The following is a 23,466-nucleotide window of genomic DNA, read 5'->3' on the forward strand; positions in this document are numbered from 1 at the left end:
CACAACGCTGGTGCCTTTAATACAGCAAAAGCAGACTTACCGAAATAATGCGCCCCTATGCAAGCGACAGCCGTGAGGTTGACGATTTGCGAGAAGACTCGGGGCCAACGGTTTACCCGGTCATGAGGTCATTTTGCCCGCAGCTCTGTCAATAATGGAATAATAATGAGTAAGTTAAGATGAAAAGAATGTTGATTAACGCGACTCAGCAAGAAGAGTTGCGCGTTGCCCTTGTAGATGGACAGCGGCTGTATGATTTGGATATTGAAAGTCCGGGCCATGAGCAGAAAAAAGCGAACATTTACAAAGGTAAAATCACCCGCATTGAACCCAGTCTGGAAGCGGCATTCGTAGATTACGGCGCGGAACGACATGGTTTCCTCCCTCTGAAAGAAATTTCCCGCGAATATTTCCCTGCCAATTATTCTTCTCATGGCCGCCCGAACATCAAAGATGTCTTGCGCGAAGGTCAGGAAGTCATTGTTCAGGTAGATAAAGAAGAGCGTGGAAATAAAGGCGCAGCACTGACGACGTTTATCAGTCTGGCCGGTAGTTATCTGGTTCTGATGCCAAACAATCCACGCGCTGGGGGAATTTCCCGCCGTATTGAAGGCGACGACCGCACAGAACTGAAAGAAGCATTGTCTTCCCTGCAACTGCCTGACGGCATGGGTCTGATTGTGCGTACTGCCGGTGTCGGCAAATCTGCCGAAGCCCTGCAGTGGGACCTGACTTTCCGCCTCAAACATTGGGATGCGATCAAGAAAGCCGCTGAAGGCCGCCCTGCTCCGTTCCTGATCCACCAGGAAAGTAACGTTATCGTTCGCGCCTTCCGTGACTATCTGCGTCCGGACATCGGCGAAATCCTGATCGATAACCCGAAAATCCTCGACCTGGCAAAAGAACATATCGCCGCGTTGGGCCGTCCTGACTTCAGCAGCAAAATTAAGCCCTACGTCGGCGAAATTCCGCTGTTCAGCCATTACCAGATCGAATCGCAGATTGAATCCGCTTTCCAGCGTGAAGTCCGCCTGCCGTCTGGTGGCTCGATTGTTATCGACAGCACCGAAGCACTGACCGCTATCGACATCAACTCCGCACGCGCCACCCGCGGCGGCGATATCGAAGAAACCGCGTTCAACACCAACCTTGAAGCCGCAGACGAAATTGCCCGTCAGTTACGCCTGCGTGACCTCGGTGGCCTGATTGTTATCGACTTCATCGACATGACCCCCGTTCGCCACCAGCGCGAAGTGGAAAATCGTCTGCGTGATGCCGTTCGCCAGGACCGTGCCCGTATTCAAATCGGTCGCATTTCCCGTTTCGGTTTACTGGAAATGTCCCGTCAGCGCCTCAGCCCGTCACTGGGTGAATCTACGCACCATATCTGCCCGCGTTGTGCAGGTACAGGTACCGTCCGTGACAACGAATCCCTGTCACTGTCGATTCTGCGTCTGATTGAAGAAGAAGCGCTGAAAGAAAACACCAAAGAAGTGCATGCTATCGTTCCGGTGCCTATCGCTTCTTACCTGCTGAACGAAAAACGTGAATCGGTGAATGCCATCGAAAAACGCCAGGGCGGTGTACGTGCAGTGATCGTGCCTAACGATCAGATGCAAACTCCGCACTACCACGTTCTGCGTGTGCGTAAAGGCGAAGAAATCTCTGCACTCAGCTATCTGCTTCCGCAGATCCATGAAGCTGAGATGCTGCAACCTTCTGAAGAATTGCCGGCTGAGCGTCGTCGTCCTGAGCAACCGGCTCTGGCTGCGTTTGCTCTGCAAAGCGAAGCCCCACCGTCAAGCTTCGAAGAACCTGCCGTTGCCGACGAGCCAGTAAAAACACGCACCACCACAGTCAATGCTCCGGCAGCCCCTGTGGCAGAGAAATCAGGTTTCGTCAGCCGTCTGCTGAGTGGCCTTAAAAGCTTGTTCGCACCGGAGCCACAGCAGGAAGTGAAACCTGTTGAAGCGCCGAAAGAGACTCAGGAAGCGACAGAAACGGATAACCGTCGTAATAACGAACGCCGTAACCAACGCCGTCAGGGCGGACGTCGTGATCGCAACGGTGAACGTGGCGAACGCAACGATCGCGGCAACCGTGGCGAAGGCCGTGAGAATAATCGTGATAATCGTGGTGAAAGCCGTGATAACCGCGAAAATAATCGCGAACAGCGTGATGATCAGCGTCGTAACCGTCGCAATCAGGAACCTGTTGTGACTGAAACCCGTAGCGAAGAAGTTGAAACTGCCTCTCGTGAAGAGCAGCAGCAACAACCTCGTCGTGAACGTTCACGTCGCCGTTCTGAAGACAAACGTAAACCACAGACTGAAGAGAAGATTCAGGACGTGGCCGTCGTTGAACAAGTGGCAGCGCCAGTTGCCGATGAAACGGAACAGGAAGATCGCCAGCCGGCTCAACGCCGTCAGCGCCGTCAGTTATCGCAGAAAATCCGCTTCGAGTCAGAAGAAGTCGATCACGAAGCAGAAGCGGCTGCGCAGCTGCTGATCACCGGCACCCGCCCTGCAGCTGTGGCAGTTGCCATCGCAGAGCAGGAACCGTCTGATGCAGAAGCGACAAACATTGCCGATAGCGATGAAAATCAGAATGACAACGCCCGTGAAAATGGTATGCCACGTCGTTCACGCCGTTCGCCGCGCCATTTGCGTGTGAGCGGTCAGCGTCGTCGCCGTTATCGTGATGAGCGTTACCCGACACAGTCTCCGATGCCTCTTGCCGGTGCGTTTGTTTCTCCGGAAATGGCATCAGGCAAAGTCTGGATCACCTATCCGGTTGCTCAGTCTTCTGAACAACAGGTTGCTGAAACTGAGACGGCTGAAGTGCTGACTGAGCAGGTTGATATTGCTCAGGCAAATACGCCGGTAATGGCAGAAATTGCAGAAGTGGCACAACAACCCGCCGCAGAACCTGCGAAGGTCGTTGAAGCCGCGCCACAAGAGACGCCAGCCGAAACCGCACCGGTTGATGCAGAGCAGCCTGTAGCCGATGAACCGGTTCTGGTTGAGCCTGAAACCGCTGAACCTGTTGAAGAAACTCCTGTGGTTCACGTTGCGCCAGAAGCACACGAGCCTGCAGTGGTGGAACCAACCCCGGTTATCGCTGAACAAGAAGTTCAGGAACCTGCGCCAGTTGCCGCGCCTGAAGTGAACGTTGAACAGCCAGCAGAACCTGTCGCTGAAGTGAAAGCGGCAGAAACTGCGCCGGTCGTGGAAGCGGCACCTGTTGTCGACGCTCCGGCAGTTGTGACTGAAACTGCAGTGGTTGCGCCACGCTTCAAACATCACGCAACCGCGCCGATGACCAAAGCGCCAGCGCCAGCTTATGTGCAGGAACCTGCGCGTCAAAGTGACTGGGTCCGTCCAGACTTCAACTTTGATGGTAAAGGTTCAGCAGGCGGCCATGCAGCCGTTACCACTGCGACAGCACCGGCGACCAAACCTGAGATGCCAGCAGAATAATTGCTGACTCACAGAACTAAAAAACCCGCTTCGGCGGGTTTTTTTATACATGTTATCTCACCAGACGCAGGGTTCAGGCCAGGGTCTTTAAGCGACGAATGGTCAGTTCTTCAAGCTTACCTTCGAGGCTCTTCGCAAATGTCTGGAAGTGCGTGGTCTTGTTATGCTGATTCAGTGCATCTTCTGAAGCCCAGCGCTCATAGAATACAAAAGTACGGTCGTTATCGAGATCCTGATGCAGCTCATATTGCAGGCAGCCTACTTCCTGTCGGCTGGGTTCAATGACCTCGAGCAACGCTTCTGTCACTTTTGTCTTAAAGTCTGCTTTGGCAACAATAGTGGCAACAACTCTGATTTCCATAATGGTTCTCCTGTTTTTTTGGTCTTGCTTCGGGGCGTACCGGGAAGCACTTCGACTAAAATCTGTTCCCACTATGAACCTTTCGACACATTGATTTCAATACAGACTTTATTTAACAGATGCAACACAACGCTTTTACGCTTATTCTTGTTCCCCGCCGTTAATGCTCCCATTACCGCACCTGATCTCTCTATCTTGTCTCTCAATGCCGGAGTTTTGCCTGATGACCGCCACACCGCAAGTTTTGAAAATCCGCCGCCCAGATGACTGGCATATTCACCTTCGTGACGATGACATGCTCAGTACGGTGTTACCTTTCACCAGTGAAGTCTTCGGTCGCGCGATTGTCATGCCGAACCTGACGCCACCTGTGACCACGGTCGCCGCAGCCCTCGCCTACCGCGAACGCATTATGGCCGCGCTGCCTGCCGGGCATAACTTCACACCGTTGCTGACCTGTTATCTGACGGATTCTCTGGATCCGGATGAAATCGCCCGTGGCTTTGAACAGGGCGTATTTACGGCAGCAAAGCTGTATCCGGCGAATGCGACCACTAACTCGCAGCATGGCGTTTCCGATGTCAAAACGATTTATCCGGTGCTTGAGCGCATGCAGAAAATCGGTATGCCTTTGCTGATCCACGGTGAAGTCACACACAGCCACGTTGATATTTTTGATCGTGAAGCCCGTTTTATTGATGAAGTGATGGATCCGGTCCGTCGCCAGTTCCCGGAGCTCAAAGTGGTCTTCGAACACATCACCACGAAAGAAGCCGCGCAGTATGTGCTTTCCGGCAATCAGTATCTCGGGGCAACCATCACCCCTCAGCACCTGATGTTCAACCGCAACCACATGCTGGTGGGTGGTGTGCGTCCGCATCTGTTCTGCCTGCCGATCCTGAAACGAAACATACATCAGGAAGCGTTGCGTGATGTTATCGCCAGCGGCGCAGATCGTTTCTTCCTCGGTACCGATTCCGCCCCGCATACCAAAGGCCGTAAGGAATCCAGCTGTGGCTGTGCGGGTTGTTTTAATGCGCCCCTGGCGCTGTCGGCCTATGCGACCGTATTTGAAGAGATGAATGCCCTGCAGCATTTCGAAGCCTTCTGTTCCCTGAATGGCCCGCGTTTCTATGGATTGCCGCTGAACGAGGATTTCATTGAACTGACCCGCACACCAGTGACACAGCCTGAAGAAATTGCCCTTGGCGACGAGTCAGTGGTGCCCTTCCTCGCCGGTCAGACGCTGAACTGGAAAGTGACATCGATGTAAATTCGATTTCTCTTCATCTGCTTATTGCACCCGACATGATTTGACTGTATAAATATACAGTCAAATCTATTCAGGAGGTCCTATGCGTGTTGAAGTCACAATCGATAAAACCAAGCCTCTGCCTGCTGGCGCACTCGACGCGTTATCGGGTGAATTGAGTAAAAGAATTAACAAACAATTTTCCGACCGCGAAAATAAAATTCAGGTCCGCTACGCCGGGGCAAATAGTCTGTCGGTACTGGGCGGTGCCAAAACGGATCGCGACCTTATTGAAGAAATTCTCCAGGAAACCTGGGAAAGCGCAGATGACTGGTTTTCGAATCAGAATGATGAATAACTCTATGAAATTTCTGAAAAGCTATTCATTTACTTCACCCTATTTATAATAATCAGGTTTATTAAAACCACGCCGCAAGGCTATTTCTGTATTTCACCGGGCGTCGCAGTCCGGTTTTTTATTCCTCATTACTGCATAAAAAACATCCATCATAAAAATAAAATTTCGCTTAATCTTAGGATTATTCTGGCGGATAAATAACCGCTACAAATTATTTACAATTAAATACCCTCAAACCCCTCCCTAAAATGATTTAACTGTTTATACTGAAAAAGCTCACCTGATAATGAGCCGCATTGATCCTCAGATAGTCACTCACGACAGTCACTACAATATAAGGGGTCTATATGGACAGAAATGATGAAGTTATTCAGACACACCCGCTTGTTGGTTGGGATATCAGTACCGTCGACTCTTATGACGCCATGATGATACGTCTTCATTACCTGTCTTCAAAAGACCAGACACCCGAGGATGCTCAGGTAGACAGAACCTTATGGTTAACTACCGACGTTGCGCGGCAACTGATTAACATTCTTGAGGCCGGCATCGAAAAGATCGAATCGAATGAGTACGAATACAGTGACCACCGAAAACACTAATCTTTACCTCCCTGCCTGAGGCACCAGCGACTTCATCCTGGTGCCTTTTTCTTTGCTTCTGCCCTGCTTGCCTTCCCCGCCTGAAACTCTCTATCATGCCCGTAGCCAGTTTGTTAAAAAATCTCACCACAGGAACGTTTGAATTATGGATTACGATCTCATTATCGTAGGCAGCGGTTCGGTCGGGTCAGCGGCAGGCTACTACGCCACCCGCGCCGGATTAAAAGTATTGATGATAGACAGCGCAATGCCACCGCATCAGTCAGGCAGCCATCATGGTGAAACCCGTCTTATCCGCCACGCCTACGGCGAAGGTGCGCGCTATGTGCCGATGCTGTTAAGGGCGCAAACCCTCTGGAATGAGCTGGCAGAATTAAGTGGCGATAAGATATTTCATCGCAGCGGGGTGCTCAATATCGGCCCTGAACATTCTGAATTCATTGGCAATGTGAAACACAGTGCAGAAACTTACCAGCTGAATACGCAATCGCTCAGCGCGGCGGAAATCCGCCAAAAATGGCCGCTGTTTACGGTGCCGGACGGTTATTGTGGGGTTTACGAGCCGGAATCAGGCTATCTGCAAAGTGAAATGGCGATCACTGCCTATATCCGTCTGGCACGCGAAGCGGGTTGTGCGCAATTGTTTAATTGCCCGGTTGAAAGCATCAGCTGGCCGGAGGGCGGCGTTGAAGTATCAACCCTCGACGGCGTTTACCGGGCGCCTAAGCTGGTTGTCACCGCTGGCACCTGGGTAACCAAGCTCCTGCCTGAGTTGCCGGTCAGACCTTTACGTAAAGTCTTTGCCTGGTTCCATGCCGATGGCCGCTACAGTGAAGAAAACCACTTTCCCGCTTTTACACTGGAAACTCAGCAGGGCGATCAGTACTACGGTTTCCCCTCAGTGAAGGATGAATTAAAGCTCGGAAAACATAATGGCGGCCAATGGATAACGGAACCCGAACAGCGTAAACCTTTTGCCAGTGTCGCTCAGGATGGCACCGAGTCCTTTAATTTCTTCCGTCATTTCCTGCCGGGCGTGGGGGTGAGTTTACGCGGTGCATCATGCACTTATGATATGACATCCGACGAGGATTTCATTATTGATACCCTGCCGCAGCGGGAAAATACGCTGGTCATTTCAGGATTAAGCGGGCATGGTTTTAAATTTGCCAGCGTATTAGGTGAAATCGTTACTCACTTCGGTAACAATCATCCTATTCCCTTCGATCTTAAACCTTTCGCTCTTTCTCGCTTCAGTTAATGTAAGAATGTTTCAGCCCTCGTGAATATTTAACGAGGGTTGTCATTATATTTCAGAGAGGGCAATTTTCTAATTTCACTTTGAACAAGATCAATAGACTGGTTTTTCCGAATTGACAGCATTATAGAAAAAAAATATGCTAGACGCAGAAATCACAGGAGTGGTTTCCATCGCGTAATGATACGCATGACAAGGACGTGATATGAAACTTTGTATAATCGAACCCTGTGGTTTTACCCGTCTCGGAATGTTCTCTTATCTTGTTGAGAATGATAGCATTGATCTGATTGATACTGTGAATATTTCTCAATCACTGAATATTATTCCTGAGTTCCAACCAGATATCATTCTAGTGAATATGACAACGCATTGTCATAATGCGGAATTATCTGAAGAGTTAAAAGCATTCTTTGAGTTCCGCCATAATGCGCGGATATATTGTTATATTGATGCTAATTATCCTGATTGCGATACACCGATTTCTGTCACCCGCGAAGTTTTTATTCTTAACAAACAATCACTGACGGCATTATTGCAAGAGATAGCATTAGACCCCGAATCGTTTACACCGATAAATAACTTTTCCATCCCGAAAACGGTATTCAGTGATCAGGAAATTCTGGTGATGTGTTACTGGATGTCGGAAATGCCGAACTACCGCATCGCCCGAAAATTGAATATCAGCAGCCGTACGGTGTATGTACATAAGCGTCATCTGGCGCAAAAAATCAAAGTCCGTAATCGTCTGGAATTCTGTTTTATTTACAACCTGATCAAGTACATGTTCTGGCCGATTGATGATATTTCTGCCACGCCGATCAGCCGTCAGATCAAAGACGATTTACAGCAGATATACAAATCCTTTAGCTGATACTTCACTGAATATGCCCTGCTTAGCGGGGCATTTTTTCAGCGCGGGTTGCACTATGATCTCAGAGGCCTACAATAGCGTTGAGCTTAGCAGACTTATCTTGAGCAACCTCATAAAATGACGACACCTACATCAGCACATGCCACCCCCGCAGAAATCACCGAAACATTGCTTTCCGTGATCCGCTTAATGAGAAAACAAGTCGATGCCGCTATGTCGGCGCAAGGGCTGTCGCTGGCGCGCGAAAAGCTGCTGACGGCCATTGCCCACGAAGGCACCTGCCGCCCGGCGGAACTGGCTATCGCGCTGCAACAATCGCCGCGAACCATTACCGATGCCATTGATGCGATGGACAGAGACGGGCTGTTGCTGCGCAAGCGCCATCCGACGGATCGGCGTTCACAACTGCTGGAACTGACCGATGCCGGGAAACAGGCTTTGCAGCAGGTGAGGAAACCGAAACAGGAAGCCATTGACCGCCTGTTTGATGGTCTGGATTTACCGGCGCGTCAGCAACTGATGACCGCCTTGCAAAGTATCGAATCGCTGGCCCAGCGTATTGAAGATCAACCGTCGCGCTAGCGTTTCGGGGGGCCGTCCCCCAGCAGCACCGCAATTTTGTGTCCGGCAGCGGTCGGTTCAAAGGCGATTTTCAGCACGATGGTCAGCGGGACCGAAAGCAGCATCCCCACCGGCCCCATCAGCCATCCCCAGAAAATCAGCGACATAAACACCACCAGCGTCGACAACCCGAGACCCCGTCCGAGAATGCGGGGATCAATGATGCTGCCAAACACCAGATTAATAAGGATATACCCCCCCGTCAGAATCAACCCCTCGCTGACACCATTGAACAAAAATGCCTGGATAATCGGCGGGATAGCGGCCAGAAAAGAACCAATGTTGGGAATGTAATTCAGCGCAAACGCCAGCATTCCCCACAGAAACGCAAAGCGGATCCCCATCACGGCGAGCAGTGCCCACACCGCCAGCCCGGTCACCACGCTGATCAGCGTTTTGATCACCAGATAACGCGTCACGCTGTCCAGCGCCCGCTGAATATTCGCCATCCCCTTCCCCGGATCATCCGACATCTGTTCCACTTTATAGGGCAGTTGCGGCACTTCAAGCAGCATAAAGGCGACGGTCATCAGCAGTAAGAACAACCCCGCCATCGCATTCGACAAATAGCTGATCAGCTTACTCACCAGATTCAAAGTTGCGGCCGGATCAATATGGCTGGCGAGCTGGTCTGGCGATAACGTCAGCTCGCCTTGCGGAAACCAGGCTTCAATGTCACTCAGTTTCTCAACAATCAGCCCGCGGTATTGCGGCAAGGTACGGGCAAATTCATTGAGCGTCACCAGCAGCTTGCTGGTCAGAAAGACCATCATGCAGATCACCAGCGTCGCCACCAGTAAAACGGCGAGTGCACGGGGCACCCGCCATTTTTCCAGCAGAACAATCAGCGGATTGAGCACAAAGGCCAGAAACAGCGCAAGAATAAAGGGCACGATGATGTCAGCTGCCGATTTGATGCCCGCGAAAATCACCACCAGCATGGCCATCATGACCACCATTTTCAGGCCCTGAGTCGTTACGATTGTTTTGCGCAAACCTTTCTCCTGATGTTGCGGATCCTCAGCGGGATTTCACCCATTCACGTAAACGCTGGATATGCACATACAACGCCGGGATAAACAGGATCCCTGCTGTCGTGGACAGCAACATGCCGCTGAATACAGTGACACCAATAATATGACGGCTCATCGCCCCCGCGCCTGTCGCCATCACCAGCGGTAACACCCCGAGAATGAAGGAGATCGCGGTCATCATTACCGCGCGGAAACGCTGTTTTGCGCCATCCTGTGCCGCTTCGCTAACCGACGCCCCTTCTTCCCTTCTCGCTTTTGAGAACTCGACGATCAGGATGGCATTTTTCGCTGCCAGCCCGATAAGGAGCACCATACCAATCTGAGCATATACGTCGTTGCTCAGCCCTGCCATGTGCAGACCGCCGATTGCGCCAAACACCGCAAAAATCACTGAAATCATGACCACCAGAGGGATACTCCAGCTTTCGTATTGCGCCACCAGGAACAGATAGGCAAACAGCAAGGCGGCGGCATAAATCAGGATCGCCTGACCGCCTGCCTGAATTTCCTGCAACGACATGCCGGTCCACTCGTAGCCGTAGCCCGCCGGAAGTTTCTCGCTGAGAATGGCCTCCATCTGCGCCATGGCTTCACCGGAACTCACGCCAGGCGCCGCTGAACCGCTGATCGCCAGTGACGGGAACTGGTTGTATTGGGTAATAAATGGCGCGCCAAGAGATGGCGTCAGTTCGACCATTTTCCCCATACTGACCAGCGAGCCGTTATCACTGCGTACCGTCAGCGTGGCAATCTGGTCGGCGCGCTGACGATCTTCCATTTCATTTTGCATCTGCACATTGAACAGACGGTTATTGATAATGAAATCGCTGACGTTGACGCCGCCAAGTGATGTCTGCAATGTGCCGAAAATCCGGCTGACCGGCACCTGCAACAACGCGGCGCGGTCGCGATCCACGCTTAATGCAATTTCAGGCACGGACGCACTGAAGGTGGTAAACACACGGCTCAGTTGCGGATCCTGATTAGCCGCCTGAATCAGCGCCTGTCCGGTTGCGGCCAGTTCCTGCGGCGATTGTCCCTGCAATGCCTGCAGGCGTAAATCCAGTCCGGAGGCAGTCCCCAGCCCGGAAATGGCGGGCGGATTGATCGCCATGATCATCGCCGACGGAATGCCCGCCATTGCCGGTTGCAGGCGTCCGATCACCTGATCCACGCTGCTGCGCTCGCCCCAGGGTTTCAGCAACACGATGCCAAAAGCGGCATTTGGCGAACTGCCGCCGCTCAGCAGGCTGAAGCCGCTGATGGCAATCACATCCTCCACCGCCGGATCTTTTTGCAGAATTTGCTGCATGTCGCCAAGCACGGCGTCGGTGCGGTTCAGCGACGCACCATCAGGCAACTGCACATTCACAAAGAAGTAGCCCTGATCTTCATCGGGCAGGAAAGATTTTGGCAGGCTGCTGTAACCCCATACGCAAGCGCCGGCAATCACCAGCACCGCAACCACGCTGGTCAGCACATGCTTGCTGATATGTCGCGTGGCCTGCACATAGACATTACGCGCCCTGTCCAGTCCCTGATTGAAAAGACGGAACACCCGAGCCGGTTTTTCAGGACGCGGCTGGAGAAGAGTTGCACATAACGCAGGCGTCAGCGTCAGCGCGTTGATACTCGAGAGGACAACAGCCGCCGACAGCGTGACCGCAAACTGACGATACAGCGCGCCGGTAATGCCCGGCAGCACCGCGATGGGCACAAACACCGCCAGCAACACGACCGTCGTCGCGATAACCGGCCCGGCAATCTGTTTCAGCGCCTTACGGGTGGCCGCCACGCGCCCGAGCGACGGATCTTCCATCATCAGGCGCTCGACGTTTTCGACCACCACGATGGCATCATCGACCACCACCGTCAGCGCCAGAATAATGGCGAACAAACTCAGTGTGTTGGCGGAATAGCCAAAGGCGTAGAGCACGGCAAAGGTGCCCAGTAAAGAGACCGGAATAGTCAGGGCGACAATAAAGGTTGCCCGCGCGCTTTGCAGGAACAGATAAACAATCGACAGCACGACGATAAAAGTGAGCACCAGCGACACCGCAATTTCATCCAGCGTGGCGCTGACGAACTGTGTCGAGTCGAATTTGATTTCATAGGTCAGATCGTCCGGGAAATTACGCGCCTGACGCGACATCTCTTCGCGTACGGCCTCAGCTACATTCAGCGCATTGGCGCCCGGCGCGGGATAGACCGACAGGAAAGCCGACGGCGTCTGATTCAGCGTTGCATTGACCTGATAATCCTGCGCGCCCAGTTCAATGCGGGCGACATCGCGTAAGCGAACTGACCCGCCGTGGGCATTTTTCCGCACAATAATATTGCCAAACTCTTCCGGCGAACTCAGACGCCCTGCGCCGCTGATGGTCAGGGTTTGCTGCTGCATCAAAGGACTAGGCGACGCGCCAATCTGCCCGGCGGCGGCCTGTACGTTCTGGTCCCGGATGGCTGCGCTGATTTCCATGCTGCTGACATCCAGCGCTTCCATTTTGCGCGGATCCAGCCAGATGCGCATGCTGTAGTCACGCGAACCGAACACCCGCACATCGCCGACACCGTCCACACGCGCCAGCGCATCACGCAGCTGAATACTGGCAAAGTTGCTGATAAACAGCATGTCATGTGTATTTTCAGGAGAAAGCAGGCTGATCCCCATCAGGATATTCGATGCCTGTTTACGCACCGAGACGCCGGTGCTCAGCACTTCCGGCGGAAGCCGCGAGCTGACCTGCGAAATACGGTTCTGCACTTCGACGGCGGCAGTGTCCGGATCGGTGCCGCTGGCAAACGTAATGGTCAGCGAGTAACTGCCGTTATTGCCGCTGTTGGACGACATATACAACATGTTGCTGACGCCATTGACCTGCGCTTCAATGGGCGCGGCGACAGATTCCGCCACGTCCCGCGCACTGGCGCCGGGATAAACCGCACTGACAGACACCACCGGTGGCGTGATATCAGGGTATTGCTCCACCGGAATAACCTTGAGCGCAACCGCCCCGATCAGCGCGGTCACCACCGCAATCACCACCGCGAAGCGGGGCCTTTTAATAAATTGCTGAAGCATTGTTATTCCTTAACGTTTTCGCGCCGTGGCGTTTGAGGCGTCTGTTTCGCCCCGTACATTGACCTTCATGCCGGGCTGGATCCATTGCAGGCCGTCGGTCACCACCCTTTCACCCCCCTGCAAACCGTCCGTCACGAAATACCCCTGACCGGTCTGCGCACCGAGGCGCACCGGTCTTGTCTCCACGCGCTGTTCAGCATCCACCAGCAGGACAAAATGCCCCTGCGCGTTTTGCTGCAGCGCCTGCGCCGGTAGCACCGGCAGCTTATGCGCGGAATTGGGTTCTGCCGCCACATTCACCGTGCCTCCCGGCAACAGACGGTGGTCAGGATTGGCCACCGTCAGCCTGACCGGCAATGTGCCCGTCTGGGCATCGATACGGTTGCCTAAAGATTCCAGTACCGGCGCATTCATGTACGGCGAACCGTCGGATAAGCGCAAAGAGAGCGTCATATTGCTGGCAGAAAAAGCGTCTTCCAGCGTGCCGCTGCTGTGGCTGGCACTCAGCACATCGCGCTCATTCACCGAAATCACCACGCGCACCGGATCAAGCTGGACGATTTCCGTAAGCGCGCCACTGGCCGGATTCACCAGACTGCCGGTGTGAAAATGGCTCACGCCGATACGTCCGGAAATCGGGGCAGTAATGCGGGTGTAGCTCAGCTGTAATTCCTGAGTTTTCAGCGCGGCCTGCGCCTGTGCCACGGCGGCGCGGGCGGTATCACGGGCGGCCCGCGCGGTATCGACGTCAGACTGACTGACGGTACGCGCATCGCCCAGACGCTGTATGCGGTTCAGATGGGTCTGCGCGTGCCGCGCGGTAGCATTGGCGCTGTCCAGTTGTGCTTTGGCCTGTGCGACGACAGCCTGATGCAGCGCGGGTTCGATTTCATACAGCACATCCCCGGCATTCACAAACTGCCCTTCTTCAAAGGCACGGCGGGCGATAAAGCCTTCGGTACGACTGGTGATATTCACCGCCTGAACGGCCTCGAGGCGGCCGAGATATGTCCGGCTGACGCCGTCCGGTTGGGTCTGAATGGTCGTGGTCGCAACCGTGGGCAAAGGCTGTGCAGCCACCACGGCCAGAGGGGAAAGAAATAATGCCATCAGTGCTGGTATAGCGATAAAGCGATGAATTGCAGGAAACATAATGTCACTCTCCATGTGATGTCGGATGCCGCGCTTCTGATTTCATTAAAAACGCATGCACCGGCAAACATCAAATATTAATCTATAAAGAAAATCCTAATACGATTTTAAAAGGATTATAAATAGCACTGGCCGTCATAAACTGATCTCGATCAGATGAATGACTAACCTGTCATTTCTTTACGCTTTATTTAATAAATATTGATATTCAACGCGTAATATTTTCAGCACACCCCAAAACACCCAATATTATTAATCACGCCTGTGATTGTTATTTTTACTCAAATTTTTAGTTCTAAGAATAACTTTACCGACAGTGACAAAACCTTACAAACCCGCATTCTGCCTGAGCATCAGATAATTCCCTGCCTTATCCTTAAACAAAAACGAAACCATTGAATAAAACAACGCAATTAGCATCAAAAATAATGAAAGAGTTAACTTAATTGCTCAAATTGAAAATAAATGTTTGCAAGGATGTTTCCAAATGTTTACTTTCCAGAAATATTAATTCTGAAGAGAATGTCACCCTATGCTGTGGAAAAATACCCCGGCCCGGTTTGGTTCTATTTCCATCATCATCCACTGGATGGTGGCGTTGGCCGTGTATGGCTTATTTGCGCTGGGTTTATGGATGGTCGGACTGGGTTATTACGATACCTGGTACCACCGGGCGCCGGAATTACATAAAAGTATCGGCATCCTGATTTTTGCGGCGATGGTATTTCGTCTTGCCTGGCGGTTTATTTCCCCGCCACCGAAATCACTGGACAGTTACAGCGCGAAAACCCGCATCGGCGCCTGGCTGGCGCATGTGCTGTTGTTTGTTGGCCTGTTTGGCATCCTGATCAGCGGCTATCTGATCTCCACTGCGGAAGGCCAGGCGGTCAGTGTTTTCGGCTGGTTTGAAATCCCCGCCACCCTGTCCGGCCTCGACCAACAGGCTGATATCGCCGGCACGCTGCATTTATGGATGGCGTGGGGCATTGTGATTGTTTCAGGTTTCCATGCCCTTGCCGCCCTTAAACACCATTTCATCGATCGCGACAGCACCCTGACGCGCATGCTGGGGCGCTGAACCGGCTCTTTACTTTTGCAGTTCACATTATGGATAAACGGAGAATAACCATGTTGAAAAAGACCACTCTGGGTTTAACACTGGCGTCGCTGTTACTGGCCGCCGGTACCGCGTCAGCAGCGAACTACAAGATTGACAAAGAAGGTCAGCACGCCTTTATTGAATTTCGTATCAAACACTTAGGCTACAGCTGGCTTTACGGCAGCTTTAACGATTTCGATGGCGGATTCACCTTTGATGAGAAAGATCCCACGGCGGATAAAGTGAATGTGACCATCAACACCACCAGCGTCTTTACCAACCATGCCGAGCGTGACAAGCATCTGCGCAGCGCGGATTTCCTGAATGTTGGCAAACATCCGCAAGCCACGTTCAAATCAACATCGGTGACAAAGGAAGGTGAAAATCTGGCCGTGACCGGCGACTTTACGCTGAACGGTGTGACTAAGCCGCTGACACTTCAGGCGAAATTGCTCGGTCAGGGCAAGGATCCGTGGGGCGGATACCGTGCAGGTTTTGAAGCGTCAGGCACCCTCGCACTGAAGGATTACGGCATCACGACCGATCTCGGTCCGGCATCGCAGAATGTTGAGCTGATCATTTCTGTCGAAGGCGTACAGGAGAAGTAATTCACTGCGCCCACAAAAAAGCCCTGAACGGCCATTGCTGTTCAGGGCTTTTTGTTATGCCGGTGCTGGTCAGTCGTTTTCCGGTGCCGGAATATGCATGGTGGTTTGCAGCAGGCCTTTGGATTTATTGAAAATCTTAATCCCGTTTTCACGACCGGCGCGCAAGGCTCGTTGCTCTTCAACCGGCAGCTTCAGCTCGGTCATACAGATTTCGCTGCAACAACCGTCAAATTTTGCTGCACAGGTCGGACACTGAATAAACAGCAGATGACAACCGTCGTTTTTGCAGTTGGTATGGCTATCGCAGGCCGCGCCGCACTGATGGCAATGTGAGATCACATCATCCGAGATACGCTCGCCCATACGTTCATCAAAGACAAAATTTTTCCCTTTGAATTTGACCGGCAAGCCCTGCTCTTTGGCACGGCGCGCATATTCGATGATGCCGCCTTCCACGTGATACACGTTTTTAAAACCGTTATGCAGCATGTAGGCGCTGGCTTTTTCACAGCGGATCCCGCCGGTGCAGTACATCACGATTTTCTTGTCTTTGTCTTCTTTGAGCATATCAACGGCCATCGGCAGCTGATCGCGGAAGGTGTCAGACGGCACTTCTATCGCGTTGTCAAAATGGCCCACTTCGTATTCATAGTGGTTACGCATATCAACAAACAACGTGTCCGGGTCGTCGATCATGGCGTTAACCTGCTCGGCTTTGAGGTACTCACCGATGTTCGACGGATCAAATGATGCATCCTCAATCCCGTCCGCCACAATGCGGTCACGCACTTTAAGACGCAGCACCCAGAAGGATTTGCCGTCATCTTCCAGCGCGACGTTCAGACGGATATTGTCCAGCGCCGGATGGCTGGAAAACAGCTCAGCTTTAAACGCCTCAAACTGACTTTGCGGTACGCTGATTTGCGCGTTAATGCCTTCTTTTGCCACATAAATACGACCAAACACGTTAAGGCGTGTCAGGCTGATGTACAGGGCATCACGGAAGGCTTTCGGATCTTCGATCTGGAAATACTTATAAAAAGAAACCGTGGTGCGCGGCTCAGTTTCAGCCAACATGCGCGCACGGAGTTCCTCATTAGAAATACGGTTATGTAACACTGGCATGGTGTACGTTCCTGTCTTTCAGGGGAATTTAACTATTGGGTACCGAATAGCTACTTTTGAAGCGGCAAGATTATACATTAAAGCAACAATGAGGACATCTCCCGTTGCAAATTCGTCTGAAGAAAAACACCTGCTGATCATTGTCCTTTTTTGAAATGCGATAACCTATTCTTAGGTGTTATCCATTTTTGCAATCCATTCACCACGCTGAATTTTAAGGGGCATGAAACATGAGTAAGCTTTTTGAACCTATTACGTTAGGGGAACTGACGCTCGCTAACCGCATTGTGATTGCGCCAATGTGCCAGTATTCCTCCGACGAAGGGAAAGCCACGTCCTGGCATCACGCACACCTCGGGCAACTCTCCTTTTCCGGTGCCGGTTTACTGATCCTCGAAGCGACCGCGGTAGAAGCCGTCGGGCGTATTTCTGCTGAGGATTTAGGCTTATGGGATGATGTCACCGAAGCCGCGATGAACGAGTTAGTGACCGGCCTGCGCGAAAACAGCGATATGCCCCTCGGCCTGCAACTCGGACATGCCGGGCGTAAAGCCTCCTGCGCGGCACCGTGGAACGGCGGCGCGCAAATCCCGTCATCCGCTGGCGGCTGGCAGGCGGTTGCACCCTCAGCACTGGCCTTCGCGGAAGGCACTGAAGCCCCGCAGGCGATGTCAGCGGAGCGTATCGCTGAACTGAAAAAAGCCTATGTGGACACCGCTCGTCGCGCTGACCGTCTGGGCTTTGATTTGCTGGAGTTGCACGGCGCGCATGGTTATCTGCTGCATCAGTTCCTGTCACCGCTTTCAAATCAGCGTACCGACCAGTACGGCGGGTCGCTGGAAAACCGCATGCGCCTGCTGCTGGATATTTTCCAGGAAATCCGCGCGGTATTTCCGGCAGAAAAACCCATCGGTGTGCGTATTTCCGCCACCGACTGGGTGGACGGTGGCTGGGATCTGGAACAATCCATTGAACTCGCCAAAGCCCTGGATGAGCTGGGTTGCAGCTATATTCACGTGTCCAGTGGTGGCCTCAGCCCGCATCAGAAAATTACCGTCGGCCCGAATTATCAGGTGCCGTTTGCGGACGGCATTAAACGCTATGTCAGGATGCCGGTGATTGCCGTCGGTCTGATCACTGAACCGGAGCAGGCGGAAGCGATTATCGGTACCGGGCAGGCGGACATGATCGCGCTGGCTCGCGGCATTTTGTATAACCCGCGCTGGCCGTGGCATGCGGCGGCGAAACTGGGCGCGAAAGTCGCGGCACCGAAACAATACTGGCGCAGCGAACCGCACAGTGTGAAAGGCCTGTTCCTGCCGAAATAATCCCCGCATCACAAGGGCAGCGTTCAGGGCTGCCCTTTCATTGACAAACAGGGCTTCTCTGCTGATATTTGAGCGGTGAGCCGTAGAAAAATGAATGCCTGCTCATAAAGAAACCACATTGTTTTCCATTCAGACAATCCATAAGTAAAATGAGGTATTAGTGCCGTGAATTTTCACCTCATTCAAAAAAAGTGCCACAATGTGTCACTTTGCTGCAAAAGATATCGGACAATGCGCATTTCGTATTGAAATGTGGCCGTATTTCTGTGGCAGGCTGCTGCACTAGACAGAGCTTATAAACTTTCTACTTCGATACATTGACGCAGAGAATCTATGACTCAGGTACCTACCTTTAACCGTTCGTTACTGCACCCACGCTACTGGCTCACCTGGATGGGTCTGGGGCTGCTGTACGCAATGGTATTACTGCCTTATCCGGTGATTTATCGCATCGGTACCGGACTGGGTCGCTTCTCCATGCGCTTCCTGAAACGCCGTTACAAAATCGCTCAACGCAATATCGAATTGTGTTTCCCCGACATGCACCCGGAACAGCGGGAAGACATGGTGGTGAAAAACTTCGAGTCCGTGGGGATGGGATTATTTGAGACCGGCATGGCGTGGTTCTGGCCTGACTGGCGCATCGAGCGTTGGTTTAAAGTCAGCGGTCTGGAGCATATTCAGCGCGCACGCGACAACAAACAGGGCGTACTGCTGATTGGTGTCCATTTCCTGACACTGGAACTGGGCGCGCGCATTTTCGGCATCCATAATCCTGGCGTCGGGGTGTATCGTCCGCACGATAATAAGCTGATGGACTGGATCCAGACCAAAGGCCGCATGCGTTCGAATAAAGGCATGCTGGATCGTAAAGATCTCAAAGGGATGATCCGCAGCCTCAAACAAGGCGACATTATCTGGTATGCGCCGGATCATGACTACGGTCCGCGCGCCAGCGTCTTCGTGCCGTTCTTTGCCGTCGACAAAGCGGCAACCACCACCGGGACTTATCTGCTGGCGCGGATGGGCAAACCCGCCATCATCCCTTTCACTCCGCGTCGCCTCGCCAATGGCAAAGGCTACGAGATGATCATTCACCCTCAGGTGGCTGACTTCCCGCTGGATGATGAAGTGGTCGCTGCCGCCTACATGAACAAAGTGGTTGAGGATGAAATTCGTCAGGCACCGGAACAGTACATGTGGCTGCACCGCCGGTTCAAAACGCGTCCGCAGGGTGAACCTTCACTCTATAAAGCCCTCAGCGATTAATCCCCGAAAACCGGTCCTTTCCCGACGGGTCCGGTTTTTTGATTTGCTTCATCAATTTTTTTCACAGACTTCTTCAAACTTATCAGATTTTATCCCGCCCCGTTTAGGCCAATACTCTCTGCATAATTTCTCCACGTGATTACTCCGCTGAATTTGGAGCCGCGTGACCCCTCGCCTCTGCGAAGGCATGTTACCTTTAAAAGGAACGTATTATGTTGGCTAAACTGAATTCCGCTTTTACCCGTGCAGTTGATCATCAGAACTTCGGTAAGCTTCTGTTACGCCTGACTTTCGGTATTCTGGTGTTATTTCATGGCGTGGCAAAAATGGAAAATGGCGTGGGCTGGATAGCCCAAATGTTACAGGCGGACGGCTTGCCGGGCTTTATTGCCTACGGTGCGTACATCGGTGAAGTTATTGCGCCGGTACTGATTATTCTGGGCATCTTTACCCGCCCTGCGGCGCTGGTTCTGGCATTCAACATTTTAGTGGCAGTTTTCCTGGTGGTCGGCGGTAAATTCTTCACCGTCACCGAAGTCGGTGCATGGGGACTGGAAGGCGAAGCCCTGTACTTCTTCGGCGGTCTGGTGATCATGTTCCTGGGCAGCGGCCGTTACTCTGTAATGAAAAATGAAGCCCTGCGCTGATACCCGTTTTATCTGTTGAGTCTGACTCTTTGGTTGTTTTTTAATTCTGTGTCTGTCGCGGCCAGCCTTATCGCTGGCCGTTTTTTTTTGCGTTTTCGCCCGCTCTGTTGATCTTCTTCATCCCGCCCGCACGCGTTAACCTGTATCTTATTTAACCTGTTACACTTCGTTAACATCATTGAAGTGAATGATAATTAGGCGCATAATTATCATGCCAATTGATTGTTACTTGTGCTCTGCCTTGTTTCTGTCTGTCATTCCAGAGCGAATCTGACCTCTTTTTTCGGTATTTTATGACTTCGGCCTCTGAACCTGAAACTGCTCCAGAACCCATAAACTGGAAACGTAATCTGTATGTCGCCTGGATTGGCTGCTTCCTGACCGGTGCCGCATTCAGTTTGATCATGCCTTTCCTGCCCCTTTATGTAGAAACCCTCGGCGTCACCGGCCATGAATCCCTGAATATGTGGTCGGGACTAGTGTTCAGTATCACCTTCCTGTTTTCAGCCATCGCATCACCTTTCTGGGGCGGACTCGCCGACCGTAAAGGCCGTAAAATCATGCTGCTGCGTTCCGCACTCGGCATGGCCATCGTCATGGCGCTGATGGGCGTGGCACAAAACATCTGGCAGTTTCTGATCCTGCGCGCATTGCTCGGTTTACTCGGCGGATTTGTGCCCAATGCCAATGCCCTGATCGCCACCCAGATCCCGCGAAACAAAAGCGGCTGGGCGCTGGGCACGTTGTCAACCGGCGCGGTGAGCGGCGCACTGATCGGCCCGCTGGTCGGCGGTCTGCTGGCCGACAGCTACGGTTTACGTCCGGTATTCTTCATCACGGCGCTGGTGCTTTTCCTGTGTTTCCTGATGACGCTGTATTTCATTCGCGAGCAGTTTGTGCCGGTGAACAAAAAAGACATGCTGAACCGCAGGCAAGTGTTTGCCTCACTGAAAAACCCCAAGCTGGTGCTGTGTCTGTTCGTGACCACGCTGATTATTCAGGTGGCGACGGGGTCGATCGCCCCGATCCTGACGTTATACGTCCGGGAACTGGCGGGTGATACCCAGAATCTGGCATTTATCAGCGGGATGATTGCGTCCGTGCCCGGCGTCGCCGCCCTGATGAGTGCGCCCCGTTTGGGCAAACTCGGCGACCGGATCGGGCCGGAACGCATTCTGGTGGCCATGCTGGCGATTTCGGTGCTGCTGCTGATCCCGATGGCCTTTGTGCAAACGCCGCTGCAACTGGGTATTTTGCGATTTATGCTGGGTGCCTGCGATGGCGCACTGCTCCCCGCCGTACAGACCCTGCTGATTTATAACTGCACCAATCAGGTGGCCGGGCGCGTATTCAGTTATAACCAGTCGTTTCGTGATGTGGGCAACGTCACCGGCCCGCTGTTGGGTGCGGCGGTTTCGGCCAGTTACGGATTCCGTACCGTGTTTTGCGTGACGGCGCTGGTGGTGTTGTTCAATGCGGTGTATTCGTACTGGTGTCTGCAACGCCGGCCGCGTCAGGCGATGGTCGATTAAATCCCGACCGGCGTCACAGGGAGAGGTTTACTTAGCTTTTTCAGGCTGCGGTGGCATTGGCATATGATCAGGCACTTCGACCACGGCCAGGCGCACTTCGTAATGTTTGCCTGCGGTGGTCGCAGGCAACACTGATGTCAGTTTCTGAATGGTTTCCGTCGGGTTTTCGCTGGCAACGCTGGCACAGAATAACTGCCCCGGATGGCAAAAGCCCATCATCATCGGTGGCGGAGGAAGCATCCCCTCGCCATGGAAAGGCGGCATACCGTGCGGCTGTTCCACCGGCGGCTGAGGATGCACATTTTCAGCGGCAGTGCTTGCTACGCTGAATAACACGCCAAGGCCGCACAGCGGCATGAGTAAAGCGCGGGAAAGTGTTGTCATAGCATTAACCTTATCTTGAGAATTCAGGGTCACTTTATGCCTCAAACTCTTCCCGTGTAGCCGGTTTGCTAAACTTTTACCCTCTCCTCCCACAGCCTTTGCAAAGCTGAAAATCTGCTGACATTTGTGGCTATGCCGTCCAGTCTCGTAACGCAAGCACCACCCGATAGCCGTCAATATCCTCAAAGGTCTTCCCGCACTGATCCCAGTAGGGATTAAACGAAGGGACGATGATAAAACCCGCCTGCAGCATCTGTTCACAGTGCATCTGCCACGCCCGATTATCCGGGATGTAGAACACCAGAAGGTTGTCTTCGGTGGGCGCACGCCCCACCTGGGAACCGTGATGATGGGTAAACTCAAGGTGATAATGATGTTGCGGATGCCCGACCAGCATGCCATCGAACCCCTGATGATCGTTAAAACTGCCGATTATTTCAAAACCCAACCCCTGCGAATACATGCGGGCTATCTGTTCAAGATTATCCGTCGGGCGCGCGACCCGTAATACTGCTTGTCGTGAAACCATCTCCACTTCCCTTTTTTAAAACCGCCGCAACATCGCAAGCAAGAAACTGAGGATAGCAGAAAAAAATGGTCTGTTTTTCATCTGAAAACTTGCATCCTGCCAGTTATCGACAACACTCATTTAATCAGGTTTTTCACTGTCAGATGGCCGTTACTTGTTCATTAATAACGCTATTTGCTGCACACCTATTCCTTTCACCTCAGGAGACAACAATGAGCATGTACGCAACGCTTGAAGAAGCTATTGATGCCGCCCGCGAAGAATTTCTCGAAGCCGCACAGGACAGAATTCACGGCGATGAAGAGCCGGTGCCGGATCAGTTCAATCTGCAAAAATACATCATGCAGGATGGCGATGTGATGTGGCAGGCGGAATTCCTCAGTGGTGAAGGGGATTCCATCGAGGCGCTGACCTTCCGCAGCGGTGCCGCGGCGCAGGCGATCTTTGATGAAGATTATGACCAGATAGAACTGGAAGAGGAATGGCAGGAAGAAGCCACGCTGTTTGAATGGGATGAAGGTGAGTTTCAGCATGAGCCGCCGCTGGATACCGAGGAAGGCGAAGCGGCCGCAGAAGAATGGGACGACGAAGACGATTATCCGGGACGTGATATCGACTAAACCGGTTTATTCGTAAGGCCTGTGGCGGGCGTCAACCGGCAGCATGAAGGTGTCGACAATCATCGACAGCGGGACATCGATGACAGTGACGTAACGCCACGGGCTGTCCCGTAAATCCCACTGTACGCCGGGATAATACTGGTTGCCATGTCCCTGCCCCGGCACAGTACGGCTGATAATACTGCCGCATCCGGTCAGCGTTGCCACAGCAAATGCCACTATACATCCCCGAAAAATAACCCGTTTAATCAC

Annotated in this window: 22 protein-coding genes; 14 read left to right on the top strand and 8 right to left on the bottom strand. The window is 52.6% G+C overall.

Annotation, left to right across the window (positions count from 1 at the left end):
* Nucleotides 1-179 precede the first annotated feature (179 nt).
* Nucleotides 180-3,479: a ribonuclease E gene (rne, locus tag J9880_RS00640; protein ID WP_131692576.1), complete on the top strand. Its 3,300-nt coding sequence runs from the start codon at nucleotides 180-182 to the stop codon at nucleotides 3,477-3,479.
* Nucleotides 3,480-3,552: 73 nt separating this feature from the next.
* Here rne and J9880_RS00645 read toward each other — a convergent pair whose 3' ends face one another.
* The gene (locus tag J9880_RS00645; protein WP_095921333.1) at nucleotides 3,553-3,840 is read right to left on the bottom strand and encodes a putative quinol monooxygenase; all 288 of its coding nucleotides are present in this window, start codon (nucleotides 3,838-3,840) and stop codon (nucleotides 3,553-3,555) included.
* A gap of 223 nt (nucleotides 3,841-4,063) precedes the next feature.
* Here J9880_RS00645 and pyrC point away from each other — a divergent pair, with 223 nt between their 5' ends.
* From pyrC to J9880_RS00675, 6 genes are all read left to right on the top strand, one after another.
* Complete coding sequence (gene pyrC, locus J9880_RS00650; RefSeq protein WP_095921332.1) at nucleotides 4,064-5,113, top strand: dihydroorotase; 1,050 nt, start codon at nucleotides 4,064-4,066, stop codon at nucleotides 5,111-5,113.
* An 82-nt stretch (nucleotides 5,114-5,195) separates the two neighbouring features.
* The gene (dinI, locus tag J9880_RS00655; RefSeq protein ID WP_013576257.1) at nucleotides 5,196-5,450 is read left to right on the top strand and encodes a DNA damage-inducible protein I; all 255 of its coding nucleotides are present in this window, start codon (nucleotides 5,196-5,198) and stop codon (nucleotides 5,448-5,450) included.
* 347 nt (nucleotides 5,451-5,797) lie between these two features.
* Nucleotides 5,798-6,052 (top strand): biofilm formation regulator BssS, encoded by a 255-nt coding sequence (gene bssS / locus J9880_RS00660; protein WP_013576258.1) that lies wholly within the window; start codon nucleotides 5,798-5,800, stop codon nucleotides 6,050-6,052.
* 145 nt (nucleotides 6,053-6,197) lie between these two features.
* Nucleotides 6,198-7,313, top strand: a complete 1,116-nt coding sequence (solA, locus tag J9880_RS00665; protein ID WP_119826487.1) for an N-methyl-L-tryptophan oxidase — start codon at nucleotides 6,198-6,200, stop codon at nucleotides 7,311-7,313.
* A 202-nt stretch (nucleotides 7,314-7,515) separates the two neighbouring features.
* Complete coding sequence (locus tag J9880_RS00670; protein WP_131692577.1) at nucleotides 7,516-8,184, top strand: LuxR C-terminal-related transcriptional regulator; 669 nt, start codon at nucleotides 7,516-7,518, stop codon at nucleotides 8,182-8,184.
* Between the two features lie 117 nt (nucleotides 8,185-8,301).
* On the top strand, nucleotides 8,302-8,766 hold the full coding sequence (locus J9880_RS00675; protein WP_119826489.1) for a MarR family winged helix-turn-helix transcriptional regulator: 465 nt from the start codon (nucleotides 8,302-8,304) through the stop codon (nucleotides 8,764-8,766).
* On the opposite strand, the gene J9880_RS00680 is transcribed toward J9880_RS00675, so the two are convergent.
* The 3 genes from J9880_RS00680 to J9880_RS00690 are packed head-to-tail and all read right to left on the bottom strand — an operon-like array spanning nucleotide 8,763 to nucleotide 14,073.
* Nucleotides 8,763-9,800 carry an AI-2E family transporter gene (locus tag J9880_RS00680; RefSeq protein WP_232769954.1) on the bottom strand — a complete coding sequence of 346 codons (1,038 nt, stop codon included), beginning with the start codon at nucleotides 9,798-9,800 and terminating at the stop codon, nucleotides 8,763-8,765. The genes J9880_RS00675 and J9880_RS00680 overlap by 4 nt on opposite strands.
* A gap of 25 nt (nucleotides 9,801-9,825) precedes the next feature.
* Nucleotides 9,826-12,921, bottom strand: a complete 3,096-nt coding sequence (locus J9880_RS00685) for an efflux RND transporter permease subunit (protein WP_131692578.1) — start codon at nucleotides 12,919-12,921, stop codon at nucleotides 9,826-9,828.
* A gap of 9 nt (nucleotides 12,922-12,930) precedes the next feature.
* A complete protein-coding gene (locus tag J9880_RS00690) occupies nucleotides 12,931-14,073 on the bottom strand; it encodes an efflux RND transporter periplasmic adaptor subunit (protein WP_232769955.1) in 1,143 nt (380 codons plus the stop codon).
* 532 nt (nucleotides 14,074-14,605) lie between these two features.
* On the opposite strand from J9880_RS00690, the gene J9880_RS00695 reads away from it, so the two are divergent.
* Together J9880_RS00695 and J9880_RS00700 are read left to right on the top strand one after the other, a co-directional pair.
* Nucleotides 14,606-15,151 carry a cytochrome b gene (locus J9880_RS00695; protein ID WP_095921325.1) on the top strand — a complete coding sequence of 182 codons (546 nt, stop codon included), beginning with the start codon at nucleotides 14,606-14,608 and terminating at the stop codon, nucleotides 15,149-15,151.
* A 53-nt stretch (nucleotides 15,152-15,204) separates the two neighbouring features.
* Nucleotides 15,205-15,780 carry a YceI family protein gene (locus J9880_RS00700; protein WP_131692684.1) on the top strand — a complete coding sequence of 192 codons (576 nt, stop codon included), beginning with the start codon at nucleotides 15,205-15,207 and terminating at the stop codon, nucleotides 15,778-15,780.
* Between the two features lie 69 nt (nucleotides 15,781-15,849).
* On the opposite strand, the gene trhO is transcribed toward J9880_RS00700, so the two are convergent.
* Entirely contained in the window at nucleotides 15,850-16,905 is a 1,056-nt protein-coding gene (trhO, locus tag J9880_RS00705; RefSeq protein WP_095921323.1) for an oxygen-dependent tRNA uridine(34) hydroxylase TrhO, read from the bottom strand.
* Nucleotides 16,906-17,135: 230 nt separating this feature from the next.
* On the opposite strand from trhO, the gene J9880_RS00710 reads away from it, so the two are divergent.
* The 4 genes from J9880_RS00710 to mdtG all read left to right on the top strand — a co-directional run bounded on the left by J9880_RS00710 (nucleotide 17,136) and on the right by mdtG (nucleotide 21,681).
* A complete protein-coding gene (locus tag J9880_RS00710) occupies nucleotides 17,136-18,233 on the top strand; it encodes an NADH:flavin oxidoreductase/NADH oxidase (RefSeq protein ID WP_232769956.1) in 1,098 nt (365 codons plus the stop codon).
* 333 nt (nucleotides 18,234-18,566) lie between these two features.
* On the top strand, nucleotides 18,567-19,502 hold the full coding sequence (locus J9880_RS00715; protein WP_095921321.1) for a Kdo(2)-lipid IV(A) acyltransferase: 936 nt from the start codon (nucleotides 18,567-18,569) through the stop codon (nucleotides 19,500-19,502).
* A gap of 212 nt (nucleotides 19,503-19,714) precedes the next feature.
* Nucleotides 19,715-20,149, top strand: a complete 435-nt coding sequence (locus tag J9880_RS00720; RefSeq protein WP_095921320.1) for a DoxX family protein — start codon at nucleotides 19,715-19,717, stop codon at nucleotides 20,147-20,149.
* Between the two features lie 293 nt (nucleotides 20,150-20,442).
* Nucleotides 20,443-21,681, top strand: coding sequence for a multidrug efflux MFS transporter MdtG (gene mdtG, locus J9880_RS00725; protein WP_095921319.1), 1,239 nt, complete (start codon nucleotides 20,443-20,445; stop codon nucleotides 21,679-21,681).
* A 27-nt stretch (nucleotides 21,682-21,708) separates the two neighbouring features.
* On the opposite strand, the gene J9880_RS00730 is transcribed toward mdtG, so the two are convergent.
* On the bottom strand, nucleotides 21,709-22,065 hold the full coding sequence (locus J9880_RS00730; RefSeq protein WP_119826499.1) for a hypothetical protein: 357 nt from the start codon (nucleotides 22,063-22,065) through the stop codon (nucleotides 21,709-21,711).
* A 130-nt stretch (nucleotides 22,066-22,195) separates the two neighbouring features.
* On the bottom strand, nucleotides 22,196-22,594 hold the full coding sequence (locus J9880_RS00735; RefSeq protein WP_232769957.1) for a VOC family protein: 399 nt from the start codon (nucleotides 22,592-22,594) through the stop codon (nucleotides 22,196-22,198).
* 212 nt (nucleotides 22,595-22,806) lie between these two features.
* On the opposite strand from J9880_RS00735, the gene J9880_RS00740 reads away from it, so the two are divergent.
* Nucleotides 22,807-23,214 (top strand): MysB family protein, encoded by a 408-nt coding sequence (locus J9880_RS00740; protein ID WP_095921316.1) that lies wholly within the window; start codon nucleotides 22,807-22,809, stop codon nucleotides 23,212-23,214.
* Between the two features lie 6 nt (nucleotides 23,215-23,220).
* On the opposite strand, the gene J9880_RS00745 is transcribed toward J9880_RS00740, so the two are convergent.
* Nucleotides 23,221-23,466: a YceK/YidQ family lipoprotein gene (locus J9880_RS00745; RefSeq protein ID WP_232769958.1), complete on the bottom strand. Its 246-nt coding sequence runs from the start codon at nucleotides 23,464-23,466 to the stop codon at nucleotides 23,221-23,223.

Source organism: Rahnella victoriana (assembly GCF_021276285.1).
Classification (GTDB): Bacteria; Pseudomonadota; Gammaproteobacteria; order Enterobacterales; family Enterobacteriaceae; genus Rahnella; species Rahnella victoriana.

Bases quoted from the DNA above. Each gene is read 5' to 3' on its own strand.
- rne (WP_131692576.1), top strand. From the start codon at position 180: ATGAAAAGAATGTTGATTAACGCGACTCAGCAAGAAGAGTTGCGCGTT.
- J9880_RS00645 (WP_095921333.1), bottom strand. From the start codon at position 3,840: ATGGAAATCAGAGTTGTTGCCACTATTGTTGCCAAAGCAGACTTTAAG.
- pyrC (WP_095921332.1), top strand. From the start codon at position 4,064: ATGACCGCCACACCGCAAGTTTTGAAAATCCGCCGCCCAGATGACTGG.
- dinI (WP_013576257.1), top strand. From the start codon at position 5,196: ATGCGTGTTGAAGTCACAATCGATAAAACCAAGCCTCTGCCTGCTGGC.
- bssS (WP_013576258.1), top strand. From the start codon at position 5,798: ATGGACAGAAATGATGAAGTTATTCAGACACACCCGCTTGTTGGTTGG.
- solA (WP_119826487.1), top strand. From the start codon at position 6,198: ATGGATTACGATCTCATTATCGTAGGCAGCGGTTCGGTCGGGTCAGCG.
- J9880_RS00670 (WP_131692577.1), top strand. From the start codon at position 7,516: ATGAAACTTTGTATAATCGAACCCTGTGGTTTTACCCGTCTCGGAATG.
- J9880_RS00675 (WP_119826489.1), top strand. From the start codon at position 8,302: ATGACGACACCTACATCAGCACATGCCACCCCCGCAGAAATCACCGAA.
- J9880_RS00685 (WP_131692578.1), bottom strand. From the start codon at position 12,921: ATGCTTCAGCAATTTATTAAAAGGCCCCGCTTCGCGGTGGTGATTGCG.
- J9880_RS00690 (WP_232769955.1), bottom strand. From the start codon at position 14,073: ATGTTTCCTGCAATTCATCGCTTTATCGCTATACCAGCACTGATGGCA.
- J9880_RS00695 (WP_095921325.1), top strand. From the start codon at position 14,606: ATGCTGTGGAAAAATACCCCGGCCCGGTTTGGTTCTATTTCCATCATC.
- trhO (WP_095921323.1), bottom strand. From the start codon at position 16,905: ATGCCAGTGTTACATAACCGTATTTCTAATGAGGAACTCCGTGCGCGC.
- J9880_RS00710 (WP_232769956.1), top strand. From the start codon at position 17,136: ATGAGTAAGCTTTTTGAACCTATTACGTTAGGGGAACTGACGCTCGCT.
- J9880_RS00715 (WP_095921321.1), top strand. From the start codon at position 18,567: ATGACTCAGGTACCTACCTTTAACCGTTCGTTACTGCACCCACGCTAC.
- J9880_RS00720 (WP_095921320.1), top strand. From the start codon at position 19,715: ATGTTGGCTAAACTGAATTCCGCTTTTACCCGTGCAGTTGATCATCAG.
- mdtG (WP_095921319.1), top strand. From the start codon at position 20,443: ATGACTTCGGCCTCTGAACCTGAAACTGCTCCAGAACCCATAAACTGG.
- J9880_RS00730 (WP_119826499.1), bottom strand. From the start codon at position 22,065: ATGACAACACTTTCCCGCGCTTTACTCATGCCGCTGTGCGGCCTTGGC.
- J9880_RS00735 (WP_232769957.1), bottom strand. From the start codon at position 22,594: ATGGTTTCACGACAAGCAGTATTACGGGTCGCGCGCCCGACGGATAAT.
- J9880_RS00740 (WP_095921316.1), top strand. From the start codon at position 22,807: ATGAGCATGTACGCAACGCTTGAAGAAGCTATTGATGCCGCCCGCGAA.